Genomic DNA, 21,700 nt, shown 5'->3' with positions numbered 1-21,700 from the left:
CTTTGCTATAATAGTCCGATAGGGCGGGTCTCATGTAAGTCTTTGGGGAACCAGGTTTCGGCTTGGCGGTTCTTAGCGGTACCACGTTCAAAGCATTGAGACTGCCCTATTGGTTTTTTCCAATATGGTTATTCCTAAGCTTCCCGAGTGCATGTCGTTTACATAATCATCGAGACTATGAAAACGAGAAAAACACACCCACCAGAGCATTTTACGGCAACAGGCTTTGCCCTGTGCCAAAACAGCCAGCTCCAACTCCAATCGCTACATTTTATTTCAAAAAAACTAAAATGGGCCCTTGAATAACGAGGGCACAACCGGCCCCGTACCCGCGGAAAACACAATAGGTTTTGCCACAGGGTAAAAGACCGCTGCATTTCATGGTTATACGCAATGCCAATAAAGGTAAGCGGTTTTCTCTTTACGAGCAAATTCAATTTGTTTTCTTATTGGCCGCGGTGGCCGGTTTTTAAAACTTAATACATTAACACACTTATTATGAAAAAAACACACCAAAAATTGGAACAGCTCCGGGAAGCATGGAGCGCGGAAATGGCAACCTTCCGGGAATTACAGGAAAGCAACAAGACCCTGATGGAGGAAATTGCAAACGATATACAAAAACTCCGGCAGGGATCGTCTGCTTAGAAAGAACCTTTCCGCAACCGCACACCCCTTTTACGGTAAACCATATCCATACGTCTTACCCCACGGGTATGGGGAGTATTCACTAACACTCAAATATTAAAACTATGAAGATCACCACATTAGTAGGCCTGTCCTGCTGGTGCCCCATATCTATTGCCTTTATTTTACTTAACCTGCCTGTGCCACTTTTGGCTTCGCCACCTTTTCAAACTACTGCGCAACACCAAATTACCGGGACGGTTACTGATAGGAACGGGGAGCCTTTAGGGGGCGTGAATATCGTAGTGTCTGGAAAAGGGCAGGGGACGATTTCTGATTTTGACGGGAGCTATTCGATTATGGCCTCTTCTCAGGATACTTTGGTGTATTCGTTTGTGGGGTTTAAGAAAGTGGAGTTTCCCGTTTCCGGAAGGGAAGTTTTAAATGTGCAGTTGGAAGAGGATGTAGTTGCTTTGGATGAAGTTGTGCTGAATACGGGGTATCAACAATTACCCGGAGAGCGTTCCACAGGCTCTTTTGTTCATGCCGATAATGAACTTCTCAACCAAAGGGTAAGCCCGAATATTCTGGAACGTCTCGAAGGTAATGTTCCCGGTCTCTTATTTAACAAAAACACTCCGGAAAGCGCAGACGGAGGGCTTGATTTGAATATCCGGGGGCATACAACCCTGTTTGCAAACGACCAGCCTCTCATCGTTGTAGACAATTTTCCGTATGATGGTCCCATTTCAAACCTCAATCCCAACGATATTGAAGATATTACAATTTTAAAAGATGCTGCAGCTTCAAGTATATGGGGAGTGAAATCCGGAAATGGTGTTATTGTAATAACAACGAAAAAAGGACGCCTTAATCAAAAGATCCGGATAGAAGCCAATATCAATACCACCATCGGAAACAAACCTGACCTTTATTATAAACCTATGCTTGGCATTTCTTCCAATGATTATATTGATCTGGAAATTGATAACTTTCACGATGGATACTACAATACTACGTTAGATAATACGTCCGGATTTCCCGCGGTAACCCCGGTCGTCCATATTCTTGACCAGATTAAAAAGGGAAATTTGGATAGTGAAGCGGGGTATCGGCAGATCGATGCTTACCGAAACAATGATTACAGGGATGATTTAAAGAAATATTTTTATCAAAGCAGTATTAACAACCAGTACGCGGTTAATATGCGTGGCGGTTCAGCGAATAGTACATATTATTTTTCGCTTGGCCACGACACTCATAGAAGTACAGCAATTGGTAACGATAATGCACGCACTACGATAGGATTGCAGGTAGAACTTTCGCCAATGGAACGGCTTACTATTACCGGAACAGCAAATTTGACTTATAGTAATACAAAATCAAACGATGCTGTTCAGCAACTGAACTCATCTCTTTTTCCGACACCCCCTTATCTCGATCTGGTTAATGATAAAACCGGAGAAGCGCTTGCCGTAGCACGTAGAAATCCAGCATATATTGATACGGTTGGAGAAGGGCGCCTTTTAGACTGGCATTACAGACCTTATGATGAAATGCGGTTTGCCGACAATCGTCAGTCACAAATTCACAATAGGTTCAATACAAGACTAAATTACGATATCGGGAATGAGCTTAAGCTATCCCTCCAGTACCAATACGAAAGGGCCGGTACTCAAAACAATGATCATTATAGCCAGGATACCTACCACACACGTGACCTGATTAACCAATTTACCCGGTTGAATAGCGAAGATCGGTATCCCGTACCGTTGGGTGGCATACTGCAGGAATCCCACACCACATTAACATCGCACCGGGCAAGGGGGCAATTAGACTACTCAAAAGGCTGGCAGGCACATGAAGTGGTTGCGCTTTTGGGAACAGAAGTCAACGAAACGGTTACTAAGTCAAATTCAAACACCTTATACGGTTATAATAAGGAAAACCTGGCATTTACCAATGTTGATTATACCACATCATTTCCCACCATACCCGCTGGTTCACGGGTTATCCCGAATAATATTGGCACAACCCAACTCAATGACCGATACCTCTCTTATTTTGGAAATGGAAGTTATACTTATGACAACAGGTATACTATTTCGGTAAGCGGGCGGATAGACAAGTCAAATCTATTTGGAGTAAACACCAACCAAAAGGCAGTCCCGTTGTTCTCGACCGGGTTGGCATGGAATTTTTCTAACGAAAACTTTTACAATGTAGGCTTTCTGCCCTATGGGAAAATCCGTCTCACCTATGGTGCAAACGGGAATATCGATAAATCGGTCACAGCTGTTGCTACGTTCCGGTCCCTGAGTCGTTCCTGGTTTTACGGAACACCATACGCCTCCATCGTTAATCCCGGAAATCCGGATTTGAGGTGGGAACGGATAAAGACGTTGAACATCGGGCTGGACTTTGGTCTTAAGAATCAAATCGTTACTGGCTCCGTTGAATATTACATAAAATCGGGAGAAGATCTGTTTGGCCTCAGCCAAATTCCCGGATCAACGGGATTAGATTCGTATTACGGCAATACTTCGAATGTCAGAACCAACGGTATTGATATCCATTTAAGCTCAATCAATATCCATAAAGGAACTTTCAAGTGGACTTCAAATCTTCTGTTTAGTTATGTAAAAGATATTGTGACCCAATACCATCTTGATATTTCTCCATTAAGTTTATTGGTCGGCATAAGACCAGGTGTTGTTCAACCCATAGAAGGAAACAGTCTATTTGGTGTTTATAGCTATAAGTGGGGAGGTCTGACATCGGATACCGGAGACCCGCAGGGATACGTAGACGGAAAGCTGAGCACGGATTACAACCGGATCCGGTCAGGAACAACCGTTGACGATTTGGTCTATCATGGATCGGCACGTCCAACCACATTCGGTTCTTTTAGAAATACGTTTTCCTATAAGCGGTTTTCAGTTTCTTTTAACCTGCTTTTTAAAGCAAATTACTATTTCAGAAGGAATACCATCGAAAACGGGGTAATTTATAATAATGGATTATTTATTCACTCCGATTATTATGACCGGTGGCAGCAACCCGGCGACAAGCTCAGAACCCATATACCTTCAATGCAAGTACCACCTGTAAATTCCGCCCGCCAAAGTTTTTATACGCAATCTGAAATTTTTGTTGAACGGGGAGATCACATACGCCTCCAGGACATTACCTTGAAGTATGACTGGGATATATCCCGGATTACAAATGGCGAGGTAGCTTCTATTCAACTATATAGTTATTTAAACAATATAGGCATCCTATGGAGAGCGAATAACCATCATATAGACCCTGATATTTATGCAGGCGGATATCCTGCTCCGTTTTCTTTATCATTTGGCTTAAACATTAAATTTTAGAACATGAATCTCCGATATACAACTGCAAAAGGTATTCTTGCGCTCATGATCTGTACGGTAATCAATGGGTGTACATGGGAAGAGGAATTTTTAGATACTAAGCCCAATCAATCATTGATTGTACCTGCTACATTAGATGATTATGAAAAGCTGTTAAAAAACAATACTGTTTTCAACCTGTTTAGAGATCCGGCATTAGGCTTGGTATCATCCGATGACTACAATACGATATCGGTCAACACATACAGAAATGCCTACATATGGGCCAGGGATATCTATGAGGGTGAAACTTATGGTGAAAACGAATGGAGAAACGCCTATACACAGGTCTATTATGCCAATACCGTATTGGAAGGTATAGAAAGACTAACCATAAGTCCATCTCAACAAAATGACTTCAACAGGGTGAAAGGGATGGCCCTCTTTTTTCGCTCCTGGGCTTTTTACAACCTGGTGCAGACCTATGCTATGCCATATGACCCTGTCACATCCGAAACGGATTTGGGTATCCCTTTAAGGCTAACAGCTAATCTGAATGTCAGGGTAACAAGGCATACCGTAAAAGAATGCTATGATCAGATTTTAAAGGATCTAAAAGAAGCGCTTAACCTCTTGCCGCCTGAGGTCACCTACAAAACCCAACCGTCCGGACTGGCAACTTTAGGCTTTCTGAGCCGTATATATTTGGCTATCGGTAATTACGACCAGGCGTTGCAATATGCAGATGAATATTTACACCGGAATAGTGAACTGACGGATTATAATTCACTTTCACGGACAAGTTATTCGATTCATACCGATTTTTTAGGCGAGGACGCTTTTCATACGTCATTAACAACTACCCGGGTGACATCGAGAACCAGGGCAATAATTGATCCCGCTTTGATCGCCACTTACAATGATAACGATTTAAGAAAAACCTTGTTATTTACAATCAACAGTTCGGGGGACTATACTTTTACAGGAACCTATAATTATAACGGTTATCCTTACAGTGGAATTGCTACGGATGAAATTTACCTGATCCGTGCTGAATGCTATGCTCGTAACGGGGAGGCAGGAGCGGCAATAAATGATCTGAATACCCTTTTATCTCATAGGTGGAACAGTGATGCCGAATTTAAACCATATGAGGCGGCTAATGCTGAAGACGCGCTTGATTTAGTTCTGAATGAGCGCAGGAAAGAGTTAATATTTCGCGGTCTTCGATGGACAGACTTACGCCGGTTAAATAAGGAAGATCGCTTTAAAGTAACGCTTACAAGAACGATCAATGGGCAAACATACACGCTGCCTCCCAATGATCCGCGCTATGCGCTACCCCTTCCCGATTCGGAGACGGTTCTTAATGGGTTGCAGCAAAATCCAAGATAATTCTATAATTGACATTAACTCTTAGTGTATTAAAAAATGAAACCGACATGACTAAAATCATCTTTAGACTCACAGAGCCATGATTATTTTAGTCATCAAAGGTTACATCTGACCATTGAAAAACAATAAAAAAATAAACAGATGAAAACACATATTCAATTACTCATATTAATTATTCTTTCTCAAATAGTATCTTGCCGAACTGATAAAAACCGGGATTACGATTTTAAGCAAATTACTTCTATCAGTGGTGACCTGGATTTTTTAGAAGATGGTGATTCCATCAGTATAGTTTTAACTGAATTTGTTATTGGTAACGAAAGAACAGATAGTGTATACACAGCGGTGGTCAAAGACCGGAAGTTTTTCTTTGAATGGAGTCGAATAAACTGCCCATTAACAATGCGGGTTCGTATTCCAATGAACAGGGTTCCCGATAAAAAACAGGCCGACTCCTTTCAGCGGGCATACTTTACCATTATGCCTGGAGATAAGGCGAATTTATGTTACGATGAAGGGGACTTTAAATTCGAAGGGAGAAATGCCGAAAAATTTAATTGTCAATATTCTCTATACAAAATGGAAAGGAAAATGACAGACAATTCGGTTTATAGCAGTTTTGTAGACCGTGATGCCAATCTCAAAGCAGCATTTACGTATAAAGATTCCGTAGATTCGGTTTTACTTCAATATTTAGATACTTGGAAAGGAAAGATGTCAAAGCGTGCATTTAACATAATCCGCCTTGATTTTAGTTATGGCTCCGAAGTTATTAAATACTGGTTGTTTAATGGCATCAAAAAGAAGGGCGAAGATGTAGGTTACTCGTTCAAGGATACCACCAGTAATAGAGTTATCGATTCTTCACTGCATACCGAACTTAGGAGTTTTCCAAACTATCTCATTGAAAAATTCGAATATGATTCCTGTACAGTGGCAGGCAGAAAATTTCAATTGGGCGACTGTTACCGCTTTATGGATAAAACGCTGTCAGACGAGCTAAGAGAAAAGTGTTTAACCTACCTGATTATTAAAAACTTAAAATCAGATAGTCTGACAAAATACAGGAATATGGCATTGAACAGCATCGAAAACGATTCCTACAAAAAACTTATTGAGCGTATGACGAAAAAGCACATTGAGGGCATCGATGCTTTCGATTTTTCGTTATCAGATAAAAATGGAAAGCAGTATTCGCTTTCTGATTTCAAGGGAAAAGTAGTTGTCCTCGATTTCTGGTTTACCGGATGTGGCCCATGTAAACAGATGACCCCTTATCTTGCAAAGGTAGCAAAGAAATTCAAGCCCTTTCCTGTTGTATTTCTTAGCGTGTGTGCCGATAGAAGTAAAAAAACATGGTTAAAAAGTGTTTCTGAAGGTGAATATACTTTTAACAATTCCATTAAATTATTCACTGGTGGCAGAGGCAGAGAACATTCTATGATCAAGAATTACGAGGTACGTGGGTATCCGACCATAATTCTTATCAACCCCGAGGGAAAAATGATGAGAAAGGCGATTGACCCACGGTTGGATGATGGAGAAGATTTAGAAAATTTGATCCGGGAGAAAATCTAAAAAACGTGTCAGCAAATCATTTTTGCTGACACGCTTTGTTTCAAAAAATCAAGGCTCTTGCCAAGCCTGATTATCCGGAGTTAGATCAGGGTTTGTGTTGTCATCTGGCTGAGAAGTAGCTTCAACACTACATGATGCACCTGGAAGAGTTAAACACTCTTTGCCTGCAATGTCAGCCTGATTATCGGACCAGAAAAAGTTGTTCGTGCCCTCGACTCTAATTGCATAATAGGTGGTTTGAGCTTCTTCCTTGACAGGTTCTTTATCGTCTGCATTACCAAACGCAAACGCTCCGATTACGCCAACGGCTATAACCATAGCCGCTATGGCAAATTTGAACTTTTTCATTATTAAAAAATTTAAAAATTACGCCTACTCTGTCTACCAGGTTTTCGGCTTCTCCTGCATTTATCGCGCAATAAATATTTTTATGTTTGGGTAGTATTCGTTTTTCCGGGTACGGTGATTAAGGATTACTTTACACGGTTCGTTTTTATACCGTAAAGTTAGGGCGTAATCTTTCCGGTACACGGATAAAGTATTCGGGCAGCGGGAGTTTTTGAGTCCCGATATCCCGATAACCATCGGGATCGGGATGGAGTGGGGGAGTTGGTGAACTGTGGCGTTGTTTTTTACCACGGATACACGGATGTTTTTTGTGGCGTGGCGTCCCTGGCGGGACCCGCCCTTCGGCTTTAGTATATCCTGGTCCCGATGGTTATCGGGATGTCGAAGGGCTCAGGGCCCAAACCCGCAACCCGCAACCTGCAACTTGGAACCTGCAACCGGTCCTTCCACTCCTCAGCTTTTTCTGAGGCTCCCCGGCGATTTACCGTATTCCACCTTAAAAGCTTCGTAGAAATGCGAGAGGCTGTAGCCTATGTTTCGCGCAATGCTTTTAAACGGGAGGTCGGTGTATGCTATCAGGGTTTCGGCCCTTCTCAGCCGCTCTTTGCGTTGCAGTTTGAATATGGTGGTGCCGTAGAGGTCCTTAAAGCCGTGTTTGAGCTTGTACTCGTTCGTACCGTATTGGCGTGCCAGGACTTCCAGGGTGGGGAGTTTCCTTTCAGGGAATTGCATTACCATGCGTTTCACCTGTTGTAGGATTTTAATATCTGCGGGATGCAGGCTTACCCGGTTTTTCTTTTTTCGCTTCGGGGGTTGCGGTTTATTGACCAGGACGGTTATGGCACGCATTTTTTCCCGGTTCCGGTACAGTGTGGATACTTTGCAATACACAGGGCGGGTAAGCCCGTTAGGGAGTGCGAAGGATAGCTCTACGGGATCTTCCACGTTTTCTTCACGGTCCAGCATGGCTTTTATATGTGCCCAGTGTTCCTGCGATTCCCTGGCAAGAAGCGAACAAAAAGGCTGGTCCTGCACTTGCATACGGTCCAGGGAAAGTGCCCGGGCGGTCTTTTCGCAAACCAACCATATCCGCAAGTCGTTGTCCAGGATAAAAGAGGTATACGAAGTGAGGGAACTTCCCGGGAACAGGATTGTGGGATTCCGGTCCCTGAAAAAGTGCTCGATCTCTTCGCCCGTCATATTCGCCGTAGTAACCAGCCCTTCTATGGGATCGCCTTTTCCGTAGAATTCGATACGGGTCTCAAAGTCGCCGCACCCTAGTTCAATAAGGAATCGTTCCAGTTCTCGCATGCGTTTTTTAAAGTAACAATAAGGGAAAGTGACATAATTGTTTTCCATGATAAAAAGGATATGAGGTAAAGTCTTCGAAAATTCAGGTAAAGGATTTCAGGTAGTTCAGGGTACTGGGCTTATCTGTAAAAGACCGGGTAGGAACGGGAGGAGTGTTCGCTTCCAGGTAAAAGTTTACAATGGCCTGGTTATAGGGAAAAGCGAGAAATACGCCTACAGCCCGCATAAGTACGGAACCTTCGCGTGCAAAATATTCCCGGGCGGCCCTTTTGGCATACCTTACGCCGCGGAAATCCACAAATATGGGATAAACACGCTGCCGCTGCAGCAAAAGTCGGTCTGCCGTGATCTTCCGGGCATTGTCGAGGTCGAGTATGGTATCCGGCTTGTAGACAATATATAAAATTCCGTTGTCGATCCACAGCCGGGCAATCGCGTTTTCTATAGGGTCGGTATCAGTGGTCATACGGGTTGGTTAAAGAAATTTCCATACAAATTAGTAAAATTATTTGTTATGGTTTCCCGGGCTTCCCGGCTTTTCGCCCGGAATATACTTTGTAAGTCTGCAGATTTATTGGCTTTAGCGGCCGGTCTTTCCGGTAGGGGGATTATTTAGTCGGGTGCAAGGAGTATTTATCCTTAAAGGCCCGGTAAAACGGCTGAAATTACCTAAATTCGAAAAGATTTTTGGCAACAAAGCTCTGTTCCGAACCTTTAGGAAACAGTTTTTTGTTTTTACAATAACGTGAGTTCGATTGACATCATGCAGAGAAACAGTGGGGCAACTTAATGTCTGTCAGGTCGAGCCCTGAGCTTGCCTGCACTGCGTATAATCGAAGTGCCGAAGGGCTCGGGGGGGGGGGGAACAGTACTGCTTTATGGTAAACTGTTTACAGTCAACACGTAAAATGTCATCTTAAACCGAACCCACTTTACGATACGATCCACATGCACCAGAAAGGGCCGAAAGCCGGCCCGAACCTACCCCGGTGAAAGCATGCTGCCATGGCATCACAGCAATGCCGGATTTGAATAACACCAACACCTAATCTATGGAAACGACCAATATATCGCATTTGATCCTGCGCGAACTGCGGGAGATCAGGAAGTTGCTCCGGGAATATTTCAGACCCAAGGCCCCGAAAGAGGTGGACCTGCCCGACCTGGTGGAGGTCACCTGGATACTGCGGGAGCTGGGCATTGGCCGGACCACCTTCTACAAACACGTCAAAAACAAACTCCTCTTCCCCAAACTCCGCATCGGCAACCGCGACTATTTCGAACGCCACGCTGTGCGGAACCTGAAAAACGCACACGAACGAAGTCATTTGCCCTACCGCAAACTCGACCGGGGAAACTCCCCCCGGCAACAGGCCGCCTGACCGGGTGGGCAGTGTTTTTTAGTTGAGGAGTTGTGGAGTTATTGAGAGGTAACAAAGCCGTTATCGCGAATAAATTTTCTGATAACGGCTTTATCGTTTATCACAAAATGTTCCTGATGTGACATCAACTTTGCTATCCCTCATGTGCAATTTCAAGAAGAATAGCTACAAGTTCTTGTGGTTTGCTAAAAAATGGAGAATGACTGGTTGCCATTTTGTATACTTTTATACAAGGCATATCTGTATACATTTTTCGTTGCAACGCAGGCGTAATTGCTCTATCTTCGGTACATGCTATATAATACCGGGGCACGCTTTCGTAATTTTCAGCTGTAATTGAGATCCTGGCTGTAGCCGTTTGCCGGGGCTCATTGCTCAGGATTACTTTGGCCATTTCAGTAATTTCGTCATCACAGTCGTGGTACAGCCCTTCTTTATATATTTCCGGATCTAAGGTCGAAGAATTGCTTTCCGGATGATAGGTGATGTAAGGGCCCAGAACTTCCTTCTTGTCCAGTTTAAACAAGTCTACAGCCGATGCGCCGTTATGAGCCAGAACTGCCGCGAGGTAAACCAGCTTTTCTATTTTTTCGGGACGGTATTCTGCTATTTGCGATATTAATACGCCATTTTTGCTGTGTCCCACCAGGATTACTTTTCCGGGTAAGGTATCGATCAGATCACACATCTTTTGCACTGTTTTTTCAAATCTTACCGCTTCAACCGGAGTTTTATCCCTTCCCATTCCGGGCAGATCGGGCGCTATTACGCGATGCCCTTGTTGCTCCAGTAAGGGTGTTACTCTAAACCAGTTCCAGGCACTGTGCCATGACCCGTGGATGAGTATAAAGGTCTTTTTCCCGTTCGTTATACTCCTGTTTTCATAACCCATGGCAGATGACACAGATGCTGCAAGCAGAAGGATGGTTATTAAATTTTTCATAATACTTAAACCGTTTCTTAATCATTTACTTTTACAACACCGAGTTGCAAACCGGCTTTCAGGGCATCTTCTTCACCAATTTCTTCCAAAATCTTGCCGTTGATCACCTTAAAAGTGGTGATTCCGGTAAAACGAATCGTCTTTCCGCTGTTTTCCGGAAGCGAGCCGGCAGGTAAATCTGAAAATGCAGGACCAGTGTGAGTTCCCCCACCTTCCCAACGACCAACGACATAATCATTTTCTGCAATGAGATCTCCGACCACCCTGAATTTTAAATCCGGAAAGGCTTCCCTTAGCCGGTTTAGCATTTGTATTATGGCTGCAGAACCCATTTGCCGCCCGTGCAGAGGATACTGCATCATGATATCGGGTGCCGCCAATTCATCTATAACCTCAGGCATGTAACGTTCTCCCCAGGCTGCTTCAAACCAGTGTGCCACAATTTCTTTGTTTGTTTTCATGATTTCTGTATTTTGAATGTATACGGCAAATATGGAAATGAAAGAAGGTATGGAAAACCCGGATTTTGCTACATTTTATATTATACATATCGATAAGAAAAGAGCGCATAGCCGTTCCGCATTTTTCGGGGCGGCTTTTTTAGTTGAGGAGAAGGTGAGAGAGGATGAGATAAAATTTCTCCGGGTCTCCGAGACTCCCCAACTCCAAAACTCCCCAACTCCAAAACTCCAAGACTCCCCAACTCCAAAACTCCAGGACTCCCCAACTCCAAAACTAAAAACCCCCTGCCTTTCGCGAACAGTACTGTCCGTAGTTGTTCGCAGACTGTTCGTAGTTGTTCGCGAATTTTGATACCCGCCATACGCCCGCTATGTTTGTGATGATCACAAAGAGACCGTACTCTGGAATTAACCATAAAAAACAAAAACAATGAACACACAAAAAGAAATCCAAAGCCCCCCGCAGCCGGAACAGTTCCCGCTGTGGAAAGTAAAACCGGAAGACGACTATATCGACTTCCTGCACAACCGGGCCCAGGGGCCGCGACCCCGGCACCTGCGAAGATGGGCAAAACAGGCCGTCCTGCTCCTTATCCTGTTATCGGCCTTCCTGTATGCCGGACCGCTGCTGCGGCTGGCAGACCCCACCGCGGCGGTAGTAGATGCCGGCACCCTGAGCCTGCTGCTCCTGGTGCTGTTGGGCACAGCCGCCTGCCACCTGCTGGCCGGCCTGTTGGCCACACAACTGTACCGCAGCTTCAGACGGCTGCTGGACAGCACTTTTACCACACATTCCATAAAACTAAGCTCATGGCAACACGTATGTATGTACCTGGGTGGATATGTATCCTTGTTCTGGGGTATGGCCACCTGGCTTTCGCAACTGATGTAAGCGCCCTGCGCCGGGTATACACGGCCGAGTTGGGCGTAAAGGAAGCCACCGGCCGTAACGACGGCCCGCGTATTGCGGAGTACCTGCGGTATTGCGGGCTTCCGGAAAGCCACGAATGGTGCGCGGCCTTTGTCAGCTGGTGCCATGGCCGGGCGGGCTACGCACAACCCCGAACGCCCTGGAGCCCTTCGCTGTTCCCGGAGCGTAAGGTGATCCGGACAAAAAAAGAGGCCCTCGTTTCCGTTACACGCAAACGAGAACCGGTTGGGCAGAAAACCCCCCGCGCCGGCGATGTCTTTGGCCTTTACTATGCCCGCCCGGGCCGTATAGCCCACGCCGGCTTTATCGACCGGTGGACAGGTAACTGGGCCTATACGGTAGAAGGCAATGTCCATAATGCCGTGGTACGTAAACGGCGCCCCGTTCGCACCCTTGCCGTTATTGCCCGGTGGACGGGGGGTTAGCGCAGAAGGCTCCGGGTTTGTTTAAACGGGGCTGTGCCGATGCCGGCAGAAAAGTTTTTGGAGACGAAGGGTGACACCCCCCTGTGTCCCCCCTCAAGGGGGGATTATTCATCTGCTTAAAAATGTTATGGCCGTTTTTTAAGAAGCCTAAAGCCCGTAAAGACCAATCTTATCTTCCAAAAGATCAAAGATTCCCCCCTTGAGGGGGGGCAGGGGGGGCACACGGAAGTACAGCACATACAGGCCTCTGCATATCAGCCGGGGTATGTTGCCAGCCTCCGGGAGATTGCCACGCCCAAAGGGCTGGCAAAGACGCATACTTGTTATGGTTTTGGAAAAACACTCAAACCAAAAAGAAAGCGTCTCCCGGCAAGTATGCGCTTGTCTTTAGGCAATGCTATTGAGTTAGTATTAAAGACGAATATTCCAGATTTATAAGCCCCTAAAAGCTCCTCCCTTCAGATGAAGGAAGGTACCCGAGCGTAGCAAGGGGGGAGGGTTAGAAATCCCAAGCCATAGGGATTCCCTCAAACGTTAAGGCAAACACGCTAAGGTTTGCGTTTGTCAAAACTCCCCGGCCCGGGTCACGGGATTATTCCAAAACATTCAGGTTTTCCTATGGCTTGGGATTTCTAACCCTCCGACCGGACTAAAGTCCGCCCACCTCCCTTTGTCATCCCGATGACTATCGGGAGGGAGGAGCTGTATGAATTCAAATAAATCAAAACGTATAACATCAAAAAACTAAAAAAAATGAGACGACCGAAATTAATCACGAATTATACCCATCTTACGGATGGCGAACTGGCCGTACTGGCCACACGCACCCTGGATGCCCTGGGGGAGAACACGAATTTCCCGGAGCTGAACCCCCCGTTGGAGGAATACGCCCCCGTAGCAGAGGATTACCTGGAGAAACAGGCCATTACCGCTGCGGGTGGCAACCTCCGGGAAACGAAGGAAAAGGAGGAAGCCCGCGCCGCCCTGGTTACCATGATGCGGCGGGTGACGACCTATATCAACAACTTTACTAACCTGGCTTCCGTACAGCTCAGTTCGGGCTTCTATCCCGTAGCCACCCCCGGCAGTATCGGTGTCCCCGGGGCCTGTGAATGGACGCGTATCCGCGCTTCGCGGAGGCCGGGCGAGATCTTACTGGATTTCCCGGCGGTACGGGAAGCCTACGAGTACGAGATGCAGATCGCCGATACGGTGAATGCGAACGGGCAGCCCGTATGGCAATCTATCGGCCGTACGTCGAACTCACGCGGTAATTTCCATGCGCCCGTGGAGGATGGTGTAACGTATTATTTCCGGGTCCGGGCGCGCAACAAGAACGGGATAAGTGCCTGGAGCCCCGTATCATCGATGCGGGCCGTAGTACAGGAATGATCATGGACACACTGCCAAAACTATTCATCCTTTGGGCCGGCTGCTGTATGATGGCCTGCAGTACCTCCCGATATTTATCGGGACGCCACCGGCAAAGCGAAATGAAAGAGCGCCGGGAAGCCCGTATACTCGGCTTCCGCGCCATGTCCGTCGAACAGCTCGACAGCTTGTCGGTGGTCCGGGTACATGAAGCCGGTCAACAGCTGGAAGCGGTGGCTATCGAACCCGTAGGCCGCTTTAGCTATCACCCCGGATCGGGCTTTAGCGGGGAAGCCGAAAAGGTGGTGATCTACGGCAAGCGTCACACCGTTTTGGATGCATTGCAAAAGGAACACCACAACCATACCCTGCGGGAAAAACGCAGCCTGAACGACAGCAGCCATACCGCGGAAGCACAGCGATACGAAGCAAAGGACGTAGAACGTACCGGTGCAACAGGCTGGTGCTGGTGGTTGATCGCCATGGCGGTCATAGTCCTTGTGATCCTTGCCCTTGTGCTCCGGAAGCATTTCCGGTGGTGGAACCTGTCAGGATTTTTGTTCCCGAAGAAGCCCCGATAACCCCATTTAAGGGAATGTGTATTCACTGAGCCGGGGAGGGCGGGCCGTAAAGGCCACCCCTTAAGCGGCGGACTGAAACCGGTTCGCCGCTTTTGTATTTGCGTATATATTCACAGGCTACTGTGTTTACTGCTAACCCGACCGGGTTTGTATTCACTTCCTGTGCCCTTTACCGTTAAGGAGGTCCATAGCGCAGCATAGCGGTCTCCCTGGATGGTAAACAGAACCTTCCCGGCTGCCGGGAAGGTTCTGTATGTGGTTAACCCACCCCGGTATGTCATCAGCGGTAATCCGGTTAGTGGTCAACCTAACCCGGCATGCGGTAAATATAATCCGGTACGTGATAAACCCGACCGGGTATGCCGGGCACCTGCCCCGGTATGTGGTACACCCGTACGGGTATGATATCAAAAGCAACCCGGTAAGCGGCAGAAAAAAGGCCGTATACGGCCAACGGGACCCTTCCGGCCGTTCTCCTGTTTCGGACAGTATATAAACACAAGCCTGTCAGCGGCCAAAGCAGCCGGGTATGATATCAAAAGCAAGCCGGTAAGCAGCTAAGGGGAGCAGGTGAGTTGCATACCGGGTTCCCCCCAGTGTATACGGGGGTGTGTTTATGGCGGTTTTCCGGGCTTTAAAAGTCTGTGGGGTGCCACGGATACACGAATGTTTTTGGGGGTTATCCCTTCGGGATTTCCTCCTTGGTGTGGGGATGGTTTTAGAGGCCCTCGCGAAGTCGAAGGGCTACCCCATGAGTTCCTTATATACATCGCAAAGAAGCGTCTCCTCAATTTATCCGATTGCCTAAATGTTAATTCTCGCAGTGACGCTTTCCTTCTGGTTTTTCAGAAATTCAATATGATTAAACTTCCTGTAAATATAGAATGCTAAACTAATAGCACTTGCCGAAGTAGGGGCTTTACCTATTTATTTTCATTAACGTAAATGAGCTGCGAAGTCGGAGACATTCGCCTGCAACACTTCATAGAGCGAGGATGAAGTGCCCTCAAAAAGTTAGGCACTATTTTGGAGCACTTCAAGAGAGTGGCTTTTCTATTTGCTTTTTATATATTTATTGCCATATTTAAAAAGGTAATAAATCACTACAATAAGTAATATCCAAAAAACAACACTACCAATAATTTGCCCTCTTTGTAAACCGTCTATCTCAGAAGAAAATATGTTAGCTATACTTATAAAATCACCCAAAAATTCACCTATTCTACCAACGATTGAAAAACAAAGTAAAATGCAATTGCATAAAAAATATAACCTAAAATCTGCTTTTGATTCATTTTTTTAAAAGCTTTTTTTACCTAATAACTTTAATTGTTCTTTGAACTTTTCAAGTAAAAAACTGTAAGCATCTTCTTCGCTTTTAAATAAATTATAATCTGATTCTTGCCCTTTTTCATCAAAGTAATAAAATTTCCATATATCATTGTGTTTTTCTATAATATAGGCATCAGTCTTAACACCTTCATTTAAAGAATAACTTCTTTCTGAGACTCTGATTTTATTTAACTCTGATTTTAATTCACATTTAGTCATAACCACACTAATTGGATTTAATAAAGCCACCTTTTAACAATTCTTCTGCATTTAAAAAAGGAGAAAAATATTGTGTTCCTGTACCTACTTTTCCAAAAGCAGGAGCTACTGTCGATTGTTGTACTGAAAAAGGTTTAGTAACTTCAAAGGAATTATAAATACTTGTATTTGCTCCAGCAGGTAACGCTCTTTTTAACAATGGAGTACCAGTCGGAGAAAAATATTTACCTCCTAAATTACCAAATCTATCTATTTGCTGACCAACTTCTAATGTTGTAGTTGTTACCCTTCCTAAAGCTCCATTATTTGCAGGATAATAATTGGCTAAAGCTGTAGTTGTTGTAGCTGCTTTTGTTCCTTTTAATATCGTTGCGGCTCCTTTAAATGTTGCATTTAGACCTTTAGTTCCTAAGGCGGCTCCTCCGATCTCTCCAATAGTCGTACCTCTTTCAATACCGTTTCCATTGATTAGATTATTTCCACCCTGGACTACCGAATTTAAAATAGCATCTCCTGCACCTGAAGAATTTGTGCCAAGCGCACCATCAACTTGTTCAGAAAATTGAGAGCCTACAGCAAGCCATAATGCAGCATTTCCCGCACCTTTTAATGTTTGGACAGGATTAGACACGGCATCAACCACATCTGTTACTGTATTGGCAAGCCCTTGGGATACGCCTATGGTATGTGCCCCTACACCACTAGGATTTCGAACAGCATCTTCTACCGCTTTTTGTTGGAGCCAGGTGTGTATTTCAGCCCCTTCCAACTCTGTACCCATACCGAGTTTATTCTCTGCAAAGGCATAGGTAGCGTTGTAATAATAATCTTCGGCCAACGGGTCTATCTGCCAAAAGCGAAGTGTTGCAGGATCACTTATCCTATATCTCCACTCGTGGGTATTTAAGCCTAAATCTTCGGTGAACTCCTGCCCCTGATAGGTCTTCAGGTTATTCTTTACCCCGGACATGGCACCATTATAGCCGCGATGTTCTAACCCGCCAGGGTAATAGTTCTGCTCTCTTCTGATCTCCGATGTGCCTACTACGCCATCACCATTGTCGTCTGCATAGGTTACCCGTGTATTACCCCATATATCCGTTAAGCGATACACATACTGATAACCACCGCCAGCTTTCGGTTCAAAATACCCTTCCGGGTGGCTTACCTGTTTGAGTTGGTTGTTCTCATAGATGTAATTCCCAGTGTATGCACTAATACAAAAAAATTACAATGAGGCACACTTTTGCCGAAGCTATCCTAAAAATGACCTTGGTTTTTATTCAAAGAACGTTTGTTATGGTTGACGATAACAAAAAATGATTAATGCCCTCGCCACACCAGCCCAGATTATTTGCTAAGACAAAAATTTTGTTTAACCGTCCAACTTTTGGGGTTCAGTCCATTGAGGCGGTTTTAGTTTTAATGTTCTGCATAGTGTATATTGGAAAAACGAACAGTCCATCTCTCCGTTTCTGAAAAATATACATATACTAACTTATAATCCCTATTTATTCTAATATCAAAGCAATTTCCCTTGTCTGTTACAACTTTTAAAATTGGGGTTTCTTGGTCTTTTGCATAACTATAACCAAAATACTTACCTGTCTTATCTGTTGCTTCATTGGTTTTAATATACTCATTAAATAGAAGTTTATTGTTAACGTAACCCTTTACCTGACCATCAAAATCATAGAGAAAATGGACAATAAATGATTCAAGATTTTTATCCGCAACCAAACCTTCTTTTCTTGCTTGGGCATCTGCTTTTTCATATTGAACATCCACATTGCCTTCACAACTAAGGCTTTTTACTATTCCGTCTTGAGAACGACAACTTACTGTTATTACTGTAACTACGGCAATTAAAAAATATTTCTTCATAGCACTAATTTTGCTGATTTCTCACTAACTCATCGGCGCTCTTTAATTGACCTTTTGTAAGTTGAGTTCCTGATGTTGACCTATTGGCTTTTATCTTGTTTGCTCCAGAGTTCATTAAATTTTTCCTAACGGTACTCGCTTTTACCCCTTCAGCTCCTTGTTTTATGTCATCCACTTTTTGTTTAGAACTCCAAGGGTGTCGCAATCCAGCTGTATGTCCAGCTTCATGAGAAAAACTTCTTGATATATCTGAATTGCTTCTTTTACTACCATCTCTTTTAGCAGTTACTTCAAAATTATTTTTTTGGGTTTTCCCCAATTCTCCTGTCTTTCCTCCTTTGTAAGTTATACCGGTTTTATTGCCTTCATCATCATAAACAGGACTGGAAGTTTGTTCTGTTAACGTTACTAAAAAGTCGCCTTTAGCTTCTTTAGCATCTTCTATAACCAACGATGCAGTTATATTTTCATCACTATTACTATATGATTCTGCAAATTGTTCCCTAATACTTTCTTTTACTTTTGTTAGTTGCTTATCTTTCAATCCAGCATCATTATAAAGCTGTACGGTAAGTGTTAGGTTTGTGTTTCCGTTATCGTCTTTAACACTCTTCCATTCTAGCCCTTCTAATTCGATTCCATCAATAACTCTGTTTTCAGAGAAGTTGTATACACCATTATGCACGTAATCTTCTGCCAAGGGGTCTATTTGCCAAAAACGTCCAATAGCTGGGTCGCTTATTCTGTATTTCCATTCGTGGACATTTAATCCTAAATCCTCGGTAAATTCCTGATCCTGGAACGTTTTAAGATTGCTCTTCACCCCGTATGTCTCTCCATTATACCCCCGATGTTCCAGCCCGAAAGGGTAATAGTTTTGTTCCCTTCTGGTCTCTGAAGTCCCTACGACACCATCACCATTGTCATCCGCAAACGTAATCCTTACGTTGTTTTGATGATCTTTAAGATAATACACATACTGATAGCTTCCGCCGGCTTTCGGCTCAAAATACCCTTCCGGGTGGCTTACCTGCTTTAACTGGCTGTTCTCATAGATGTAATTCCCGGCATACTCGGTAGTTGTCACAGAACTTCCCCGGGTGACCGCCTTCTCTAACTTGATCCCCGAGGCATCGTAAATATAGTCAATTTTATTGGTTCCGAAACTTATCCGGGTCGGTAGATTTAGATGATTATAGGCAATAGATGTAATCCCCTTGTTCCTGTCCCTTGTCGTATTACCATTGGCATCCCGGCCATAATCATTATCTGTATTACTGCCATCCTTAAAACCATAGGTCTTATTGGCGGCATCACTTACCTTGACTAAAAAATTCCCCCCATTGTAATACGCATAGCTCAACCTGTCCATTTCTCCAAATGAAGAAGCATTGGTATTTATGGCGCCATTACGGGTCAGTTGGGTAATATTCCCGTTTTTGTCATAGGCGATGTCCTTTAACGTATAGCGGTTGGTATGTCCGCCTCCGTTATACAATCCCGAGGTAATACGGTTCAAAGCGTCATAGGTATAAGCATATCGCCTTAACGTATTGTCATTGGCCGTTTTCCAATAGGTCTCTGCTATATTGCCATTATACAGTGCAGGTACCGCTCCACTGCGGCTGGTGTTGTAATTCACCTGGAAACCGAACAGACTGTTCCCCAGGTTATCTGCGTCGTTGATCGCCTTTAGCCAGCCCCGTACATTATAAGCATAGTCTATTGTTTGTAGAGGCTTGCTCCGGGTATTCCCTACCTTTTTCTGCTCCAGTTGCCCCAAGTCATCATAGGTGTTTTCAGCAATCAGTTCTTCTGCCTGGTTGTTCACCTTCTGGGTTTGCGTCAGCAGCCTGCCCATATGGTCGTATTCAAACTTATCTACCGTTACTATGGCAGGGTTGTTCCCTTTGGTATGGGTGGTTTTCGTTTCCAATACCTTGCCTGCAAAGTCCAGCTTACTTTCTACAATATCCGTAGTGTTCAGGTAAGGGTTTTTCGTGGCCGTATAGATCAACCTCCCCTTTTTGTCATAGGCATTGATCGTTGTGATCCAGTGGTTGGTGCCCAACACCCTGGTCTTACTCCCTGTGGCTAAGGTTTTGGTTCTTGTATCCACTGTTTGTCCCAGTACCGTCGTGGGGACCGTTAACCCGGCCTTGTTAAAAGTATAGTTATCGTAATAATTGATCGTATGGATCTCATCCATAGTCTTGGGAATGGCATCTTTGGTATAATATACCGAAGTTCCTGCATAAGTATTGGCTGTTGTAGTCTTAGTTTCGTATTGCTTAAAACTGGTAGTGTTGTTGGCTGAGTTTTGGAATGCTTCTCTATCTCCTGCATGGTGCTTTACCCCGGTATAGGCCACCCGCCCAAAAGCATCATACTTGGTAAACAACCATTTATTTTGATTCTTTAATTTCGTGTCCTGCGTCATTACAGGCTGGTCCAGCTTATTGTAGACAATATATTCTTTACCCTTCCCGGGAAGTTTCTTTTCGATTAGCCGGTTTCTTGCGTCATACCGGTACTGGTAGCACAATTCATTCAATTCTGCGGTAGACACCCCGTCCGAAGTGTTGACCTTGGGCGGGAGCACATAGGTTAAATTCCCGTAATCATCATAGACATAATAGGTGTCGTGGTTCTTTACGGCACCGTTTACAGTAGCATAGGTACGTTTGAGTATCACCCGGTCCTGTTTGTCCTTAAATTCCCAAGTCGTATGCAGGTGACCATCTCCCGGTTGCCAGTTCTCGTCTTTGGTCACTGTCGCATAGAGTTGGTTGGCCTCATAAAGTCCGGATGCTTCTAAACTCGGGGTGTAATCTGAAGTTAAGCTTACTTGATATAAACGTACTCCACTATCCCCATTGGTCGTATATCGGTATTTAATCGTATGGTCATTATCGCTGTTGGGACTGGCCTTCCACGGGGTTCCCGGGGCACCGACCTCTTCCACGCGGTTCAGGGGCGAAGGTTCAAAGACCTTTTCGCTGTAAGGGTTCGTCGTGTTTTCGTATTTAGTTGTGTTATAAAAACTGTTGGTCTGAGACAATGCACTGCCATTAAACTGCCCCTTGTTCTGCCCGGCCCGATAGGGCAGGTACTCTTTGTCCTGCCTGCCAAACTCATCATATTCGATATGGGTGATCAAATCTTGTTTTCCGTCAGACGCTTTAATGGCTATTTCCTGTTTGGGACGGCCCAGGCCATCGTAATACACCACCCGGTCGACACATCCTTGTTTTCGGTTATTCCTCCGCTACCGGTCATCCCTTTCTGGTAACTGCGGGTCAGAATATAATTCTCTGTGCTACTAATGGCAATGGGAATATAGGCGTCGGAAACCACCTTGGCTGAAAAGGTACTCCCGGCCTTGATCCAGGTGGTGGGTTTTAAGGTAATGCTCTGCGTAGCTGTGTAGCTTTGGCTCTGCCCGGAATTCAGCGTATAGTTTTGTTTGACTATCGTAGCAGGCGGGTCCTGGGCGAGCAACTGTCCGCAAAAAAACAGGCTGCATAGCGTATATAACAGTATTTGTGCTTTCATC

21 protein-coding genes are annotated in these 21,700 nt (G+C 44.8%); 11 read left to right on the top strand and 10 right to left on the bottom strand.

Going from position 1 to position 21,700, the window contains the following annotated elements:
* Window positions 1-498 precede the first annotated feature (498 nt).
* The 4 genes from LS482_RS08695 (at window position 499) to LS482_RS08680 (ending at window position 6,956) form a co-directional block, all read left to right on the top strand.
* Window positions 499-648 (top strand): hypothetical protein, encoded by a 150-nt coding sequence (locus LS482_RS08695; RefSeq protein WP_233031389.1) that lies wholly within the window; start codon window positions 499-501, stop codon window positions 646-648.
* 104 nt (window positions 649-752) lie between these two features.
* The gene (locus LS482_RS08690) at window positions 753-4,004 is read left to right on the top strand and encodes a SusC/RagA family TonB-linked outer membrane protein (RefSeq protein ID WP_233031388.1); all 3,252 of its coding nucleotides are present in this window, start codon (window positions 753-755) and stop codon (window positions 4,002-4,004) included.
* Window positions 4,005-4,007: 3 nt separating this feature from the next.
* Entirely contained in the window at window positions 4,008-5,378 is a 1,371-nt protein-coding gene (locus LS482_RS08685; protein ID WP_233031387.1) for a RagB/SusD family nutrient uptake outer membrane protein, read from the top strand.
* Window positions 5,379-5,519: 141 nt separating this feature from the next.
* Entirely contained in the window at window positions 5,520-6,956 is a 1,437-nt protein-coding gene (locus LS482_RS08680) for a TlpA family protein disulfide reductase (RefSeq protein WP_233031386.1), read from the top strand.
* A 48-nt stretch (window positions 6,957-7,004) separates the two neighbouring features.
* Here the strand turns inward: LS482_RS08680 and LS482_RS08675 are convergent, their stop codons facing one another.
* From LS482_RS08675 to LS482_RS08665, 3 genes are all read right to left on the bottom strand, one after another.
* Window positions 7,005-7,304, bottom strand: a complete 300-nt coding sequence (locus LS482_RS08675; protein WP_233031385.1) for a hypothetical protein — start codon at window positions 7,302-7,304, stop codon at window positions 7,005-7,007.
* A 453-nt stretch (window positions 7,305-7,757) separates the two neighbouring features.
* A complete protein-coding gene (locus LS482_RS08670; protein WP_233031384.1) occupies window positions 7,758-8,663 on the bottom strand; it encodes a helix-turn-helix transcriptional regulator in 906 nt (301 codons plus the stop codon).
* A 34-nt stretch (window positions 8,664-8,697) separates the two neighbouring features.
* Window positions 8,698-9,081, bottom strand: a complete 384-nt coding sequence (locus LS482_RS08665; RefSeq protein ID WP_233031383.1) for a DUF7793 family protein — start codon at window positions 9,079-9,081, stop codon at window positions 8,698-8,700.
* 586 nt (window positions 9,082-9,667) lie between these two features.
* Between LS482_RS08665 and LS482_RS08660 the strand changes: the two genes are divergently transcribed.
* Window positions 9,668-9,997, top strand: coding sequence for a hypothetical protein (locus tag LS482_RS08660; protein ID WP_233031382.1), 330 nt, complete (start codon window positions 9,668-9,670; stop codon window positions 9,995-9,997).
* A gap of 133 nt (window positions 9,998-10,130) precedes the next feature.
* On the opposite strand, the gene LS482_RS08655 is transcribed toward LS482_RS08660, so the two are convergent.
* Together LS482_RS08655 and LS482_RS08650 are read right to left on the bottom strand one after the other, a co-directional pair.
* A complete protein-coding gene (locus LS482_RS08655) occupies window positions 10,131-10,940 on the bottom strand; it encodes an alpha/beta fold hydrolase (protein ID WP_233031381.1) in 810 nt (269 codons plus the stop codon).
* Between the two features lie 17 nt (window positions 10,941-10,957).
* Entirely contained in the window at window positions 10,958-11,401 is a 444-nt protein-coding gene (locus tag LS482_RS08650; protein ID WP_233031380.1) for an ester cyclase, read from the bottom strand.
* Window positions 11,402-11,432: 31 nt separating this feature from the next.
* On the opposite strand from LS482_RS08650, the gene LS482_RS08645 reads away from it, so the two are divergent.
* The 6 genes from LS482_RS08645 (at window position 11,433) to LS482_RS08620 (ending at window position 15,205) form a co-directional block, all read left to right on the top strand.
* Window positions 11,433-11,753, top strand: coding sequence for a hypothetical protein (locus LS482_RS08645; RefSeq protein WP_233031379.1), 321 nt, complete (start codon window positions 11,433-11,435; stop codon window positions 11,751-11,753).
* 78 nt (window positions 11,754-11,831) lie between these two features.
* Window positions 11,832-12,293: a hypothetical protein gene (locus LS482_RS08640; RefSeq protein WP_233031378.1), complete on the top strand. Its 462-nt coding sequence runs from the start codon at window positions 11,832-11,834 to the stop codon at window positions 12,291-12,293.
* Complete coding sequence (locus LS482_RS08635) at window positions 12,212-12,757, top strand: C40 family peptidase (RefSeq protein WP_233031377.1); 546 nt, start codon at window positions 12,212-12,214, stop codon at window positions 12,755-12,757. The genes LS482_RS08640 and LS482_RS08635 overlap by 82 nt, the downstream gene beginning before the upstream one ends.
* Before the next feature lie 753 nt (window positions 12,758-13,510).
* On the top strand, window positions 13,511-14,149 hold the full coding sequence (locus LS482_RS08630) for a hypothetical protein (RefSeq protein WP_233031376.1): 639 nt from the start codon (window positions 13,511-13,513) through the stop codon (window positions 14,147-14,149).
* 2 nt (window positions 14,150-14,151) lie between these two features.
* Complete coding sequence (locus tag LS482_RS08625) at window positions 14,152-14,709, top strand: hypothetical protein (RefSeq protein ID WP_233031375.1); 558 nt, start codon at window positions 14,152-14,154, stop codon at window positions 14,707-14,709.
* A 274-nt stretch (window positions 14,710-14,983) separates the two neighbouring features.
* A complete protein-coding gene (locus LS482_RS08620; RefSeq protein WP_233031374.1) occupies window positions 14,984-15,205 on the top strand; it encodes a hypothetical protein in 222 nt (73 codons plus the stop codon).
* An 803-nt stretch (window positions 15,206-16,008) separates the two neighbouring features.
* On the opposite strand, the gene LS482_RS08615 is transcribed toward LS482_RS08620, so the two are convergent.
* The 5 genes from LS482_RS08615 to LS482_RS08595 all read right to left on the bottom strand — a co-directional run bounded on the left by LS482_RS08615 (window position 16,009) and on the right by LS482_RS08595 (window position 21,699).
* On the bottom strand, window positions 16,009-16,260 hold the full coding sequence (locus tag LS482_RS08615; RefSeq protein ID WP_233031373.1) for a hypothetical protein: 252 nt from the start codon (window positions 16,258-16,260) through the stop codon (window positions 16,009-16,011).
* 7 nt (window positions 16,261-16,267) lie between these two features.
* The gene (locus LS482_RS08610; RefSeq protein ID WP_233031372.1) at window positions 16,268-17,374 is read right to left on the bottom strand and encodes a glycohydrolase toxin TNT-related protein; all 1,107 of its coding nucleotides are present in this window, start codon (window positions 17,372-17,374) and stop codon (window positions 16,268-16,270) included.
* A gap of 308 nt (window positions 17,375-17,682) precedes the next feature.
* The gene (locus LS482_RS08605; protein ID WP_233031371.1) at window positions 17,683-18,144 is read right to left on the bottom strand and encodes a hypothetical protein; all 462 of its coding nucleotides are present in this window, start codon (window positions 18,142-18,144) and stop codon (window positions 17,683-17,685) included.
* Between the two features lie 4 nt (window positions 18,145-18,148).
* On the bottom strand, window positions 18,149-21,376 hold the full coding sequence (locus LS482_RS08600; RefSeq protein ID WP_233031370.1) for a DUF6443 domain-containing protein: 3,228 nt from the start codon (window positions 21,374-21,376) through the stop codon (window positions 18,149-18,151).
* Window positions 21,334-21,699, bottom strand: a complete 366-nt coding sequence (locus LS482_RS08595; protein WP_233031369.1) for a hypothetical protein — start codon at window positions 21,697-21,699, stop codon at window positions 21,334-21,336. Before LS482_RS08595 ends, LS482_RS08600 begins: the two co-directional genes overlap by 43 nt.
* Between the last annotated feature and the right edge of the window lies 1 nt (window position 21,700).

It is taken from the genome of Sinomicrobium kalidii (assembly GCF_021183825.1).
GTDB classification, from domain to species: domain Bacteria; phylum Bacteroidota; class Bacteroidia; order Flavobacteriales; family Flavobacteriaceae; genus Sinomicrobium; species Sinomicrobium kalidii.
Note: the sequence above shows the minus strand (reverse complement) of the source record. Positions and strands in the feature narration are given on the sequence as shown.

Coding starts and splice junctions, on each gene's coding strand:
- LS482_RS08695 (WP_233031389.1), top strand. CDS start 499: ATGAAAAAAACACACCAAAAATTGGAACAGCTCCGGGAAGCATGGAGC.
- LS482_RS08690 (WP_233031388.1), top strand. CDS start 753: ATGAAGATCACCACATTAGTAGGCCTGTCCTGCTGGTGCCCCATATCT.
- LS482_RS08685 (WP_233031387.1), top strand. CDS start 4,008: ATGAATCTCCGATATACAACTGCAAAAGGTATTCTTGCGCTCATGATC.
- LS482_RS08680 (WP_233031386.1), top strand. CDS start 5,520: ATGAAAACACATATTCAATTACTCATATTAATTATTCTTTCTCAAATA.
- LS482_RS08675 (WP_233031385.1), bottom strand. CDS start 7,304: ATGAAAAAGTTCAAATTTGCCATAGCGGCTATGGTTATAGCCGTTGGC.
- LS482_RS08670 (WP_233031384.1), bottom strand. CDS start 8,663: ATGGAAAACAATTATGTCACTTTCCCTTATTGTTACTTTAAAAAACGC.
- LS482_RS08665 (WP_233031383.1), bottom strand. CDS start 9,081: ATGACCACTGATACCGACCCTATAGAAAACGCGATTGCCCGGCTGTGG.
- LS482_RS08660 (WP_233031382.1), top strand. CDS start 9,668: ATGGAAACGACCAATATATCGCATTTGATCCTGCGCGAACTGCGGGAG.
- LS482_RS08655 (WP_233031381.1), bottom strand. CDS start 10,940: ATGAAAAATTTAATAACCATCCTTCTGCTTGCAGCATCTGTGTCATCT.
- LS482_RS08650 (WP_233031380.1), bottom strand. CDS start 11,401: ATGAAAACAAACAAAGAAATTGTGGCACACTGGTTTGAAGCAGCCTGG.
- LS482_RS08645 (WP_233031379.1), top strand. CDS start 11,433: ATGGAAATGAAAGAAGGTATGGAAAACCCGGATTTTGCTACATTTTAT.
- LS482_RS08640 (WP_233031378.1), top strand. CDS start 11,832: ATGAACACACAAAAAGAAATCCAAAGCCCCCCGCAGCCGGAACAGTTC.
- LS482_RS08635 (WP_233031377.1), top strand. CDS start 12,212: ATGGCAACACGTATGTATGTACCTGGGTGGATATGTATCCTTGTTCTG.
- LS482_RS08630 (WP_233031376.1), top strand. CDS start 13,511: ATGAGACGACCGAAATTAATCACGAATTATACCCATCTTACGGATGGC.
- LS482_RS08625 (WP_233031375.1), top strand. CDS start 14,152: ATGGACACACTGCCAAAACTATTCATCCTTTGGGCCGGCTGCTGTATG.
- LS482_RS08620 (WP_233031374.1), top strand. CDS start 14,984: ATGTCATCAGCGGTAATCCGGTTAGTGGTCAACCTAACCCGGCATGCG.
- LS482_RS08615 (WP_233031373.1), bottom strand. CDS start 16,260: ATGACTAAATGTGAATTAAAATCAGAGTTAAATAAAATCAGAGTCTCA.
- LS482_RS08605 (WP_233031371.1), bottom strand. CDS start 18,144: ATGAAGAAATATTTTTTAATTGCCGTAGTTACAGTAATAACAGTAAGT.
- LS482_RS08595 (WP_233031369.1), bottom strand. CDS start 21,699: ATGAAAGCACAAATACTGTTATATACGCTATGCAGCCTGTTTTTTTGC.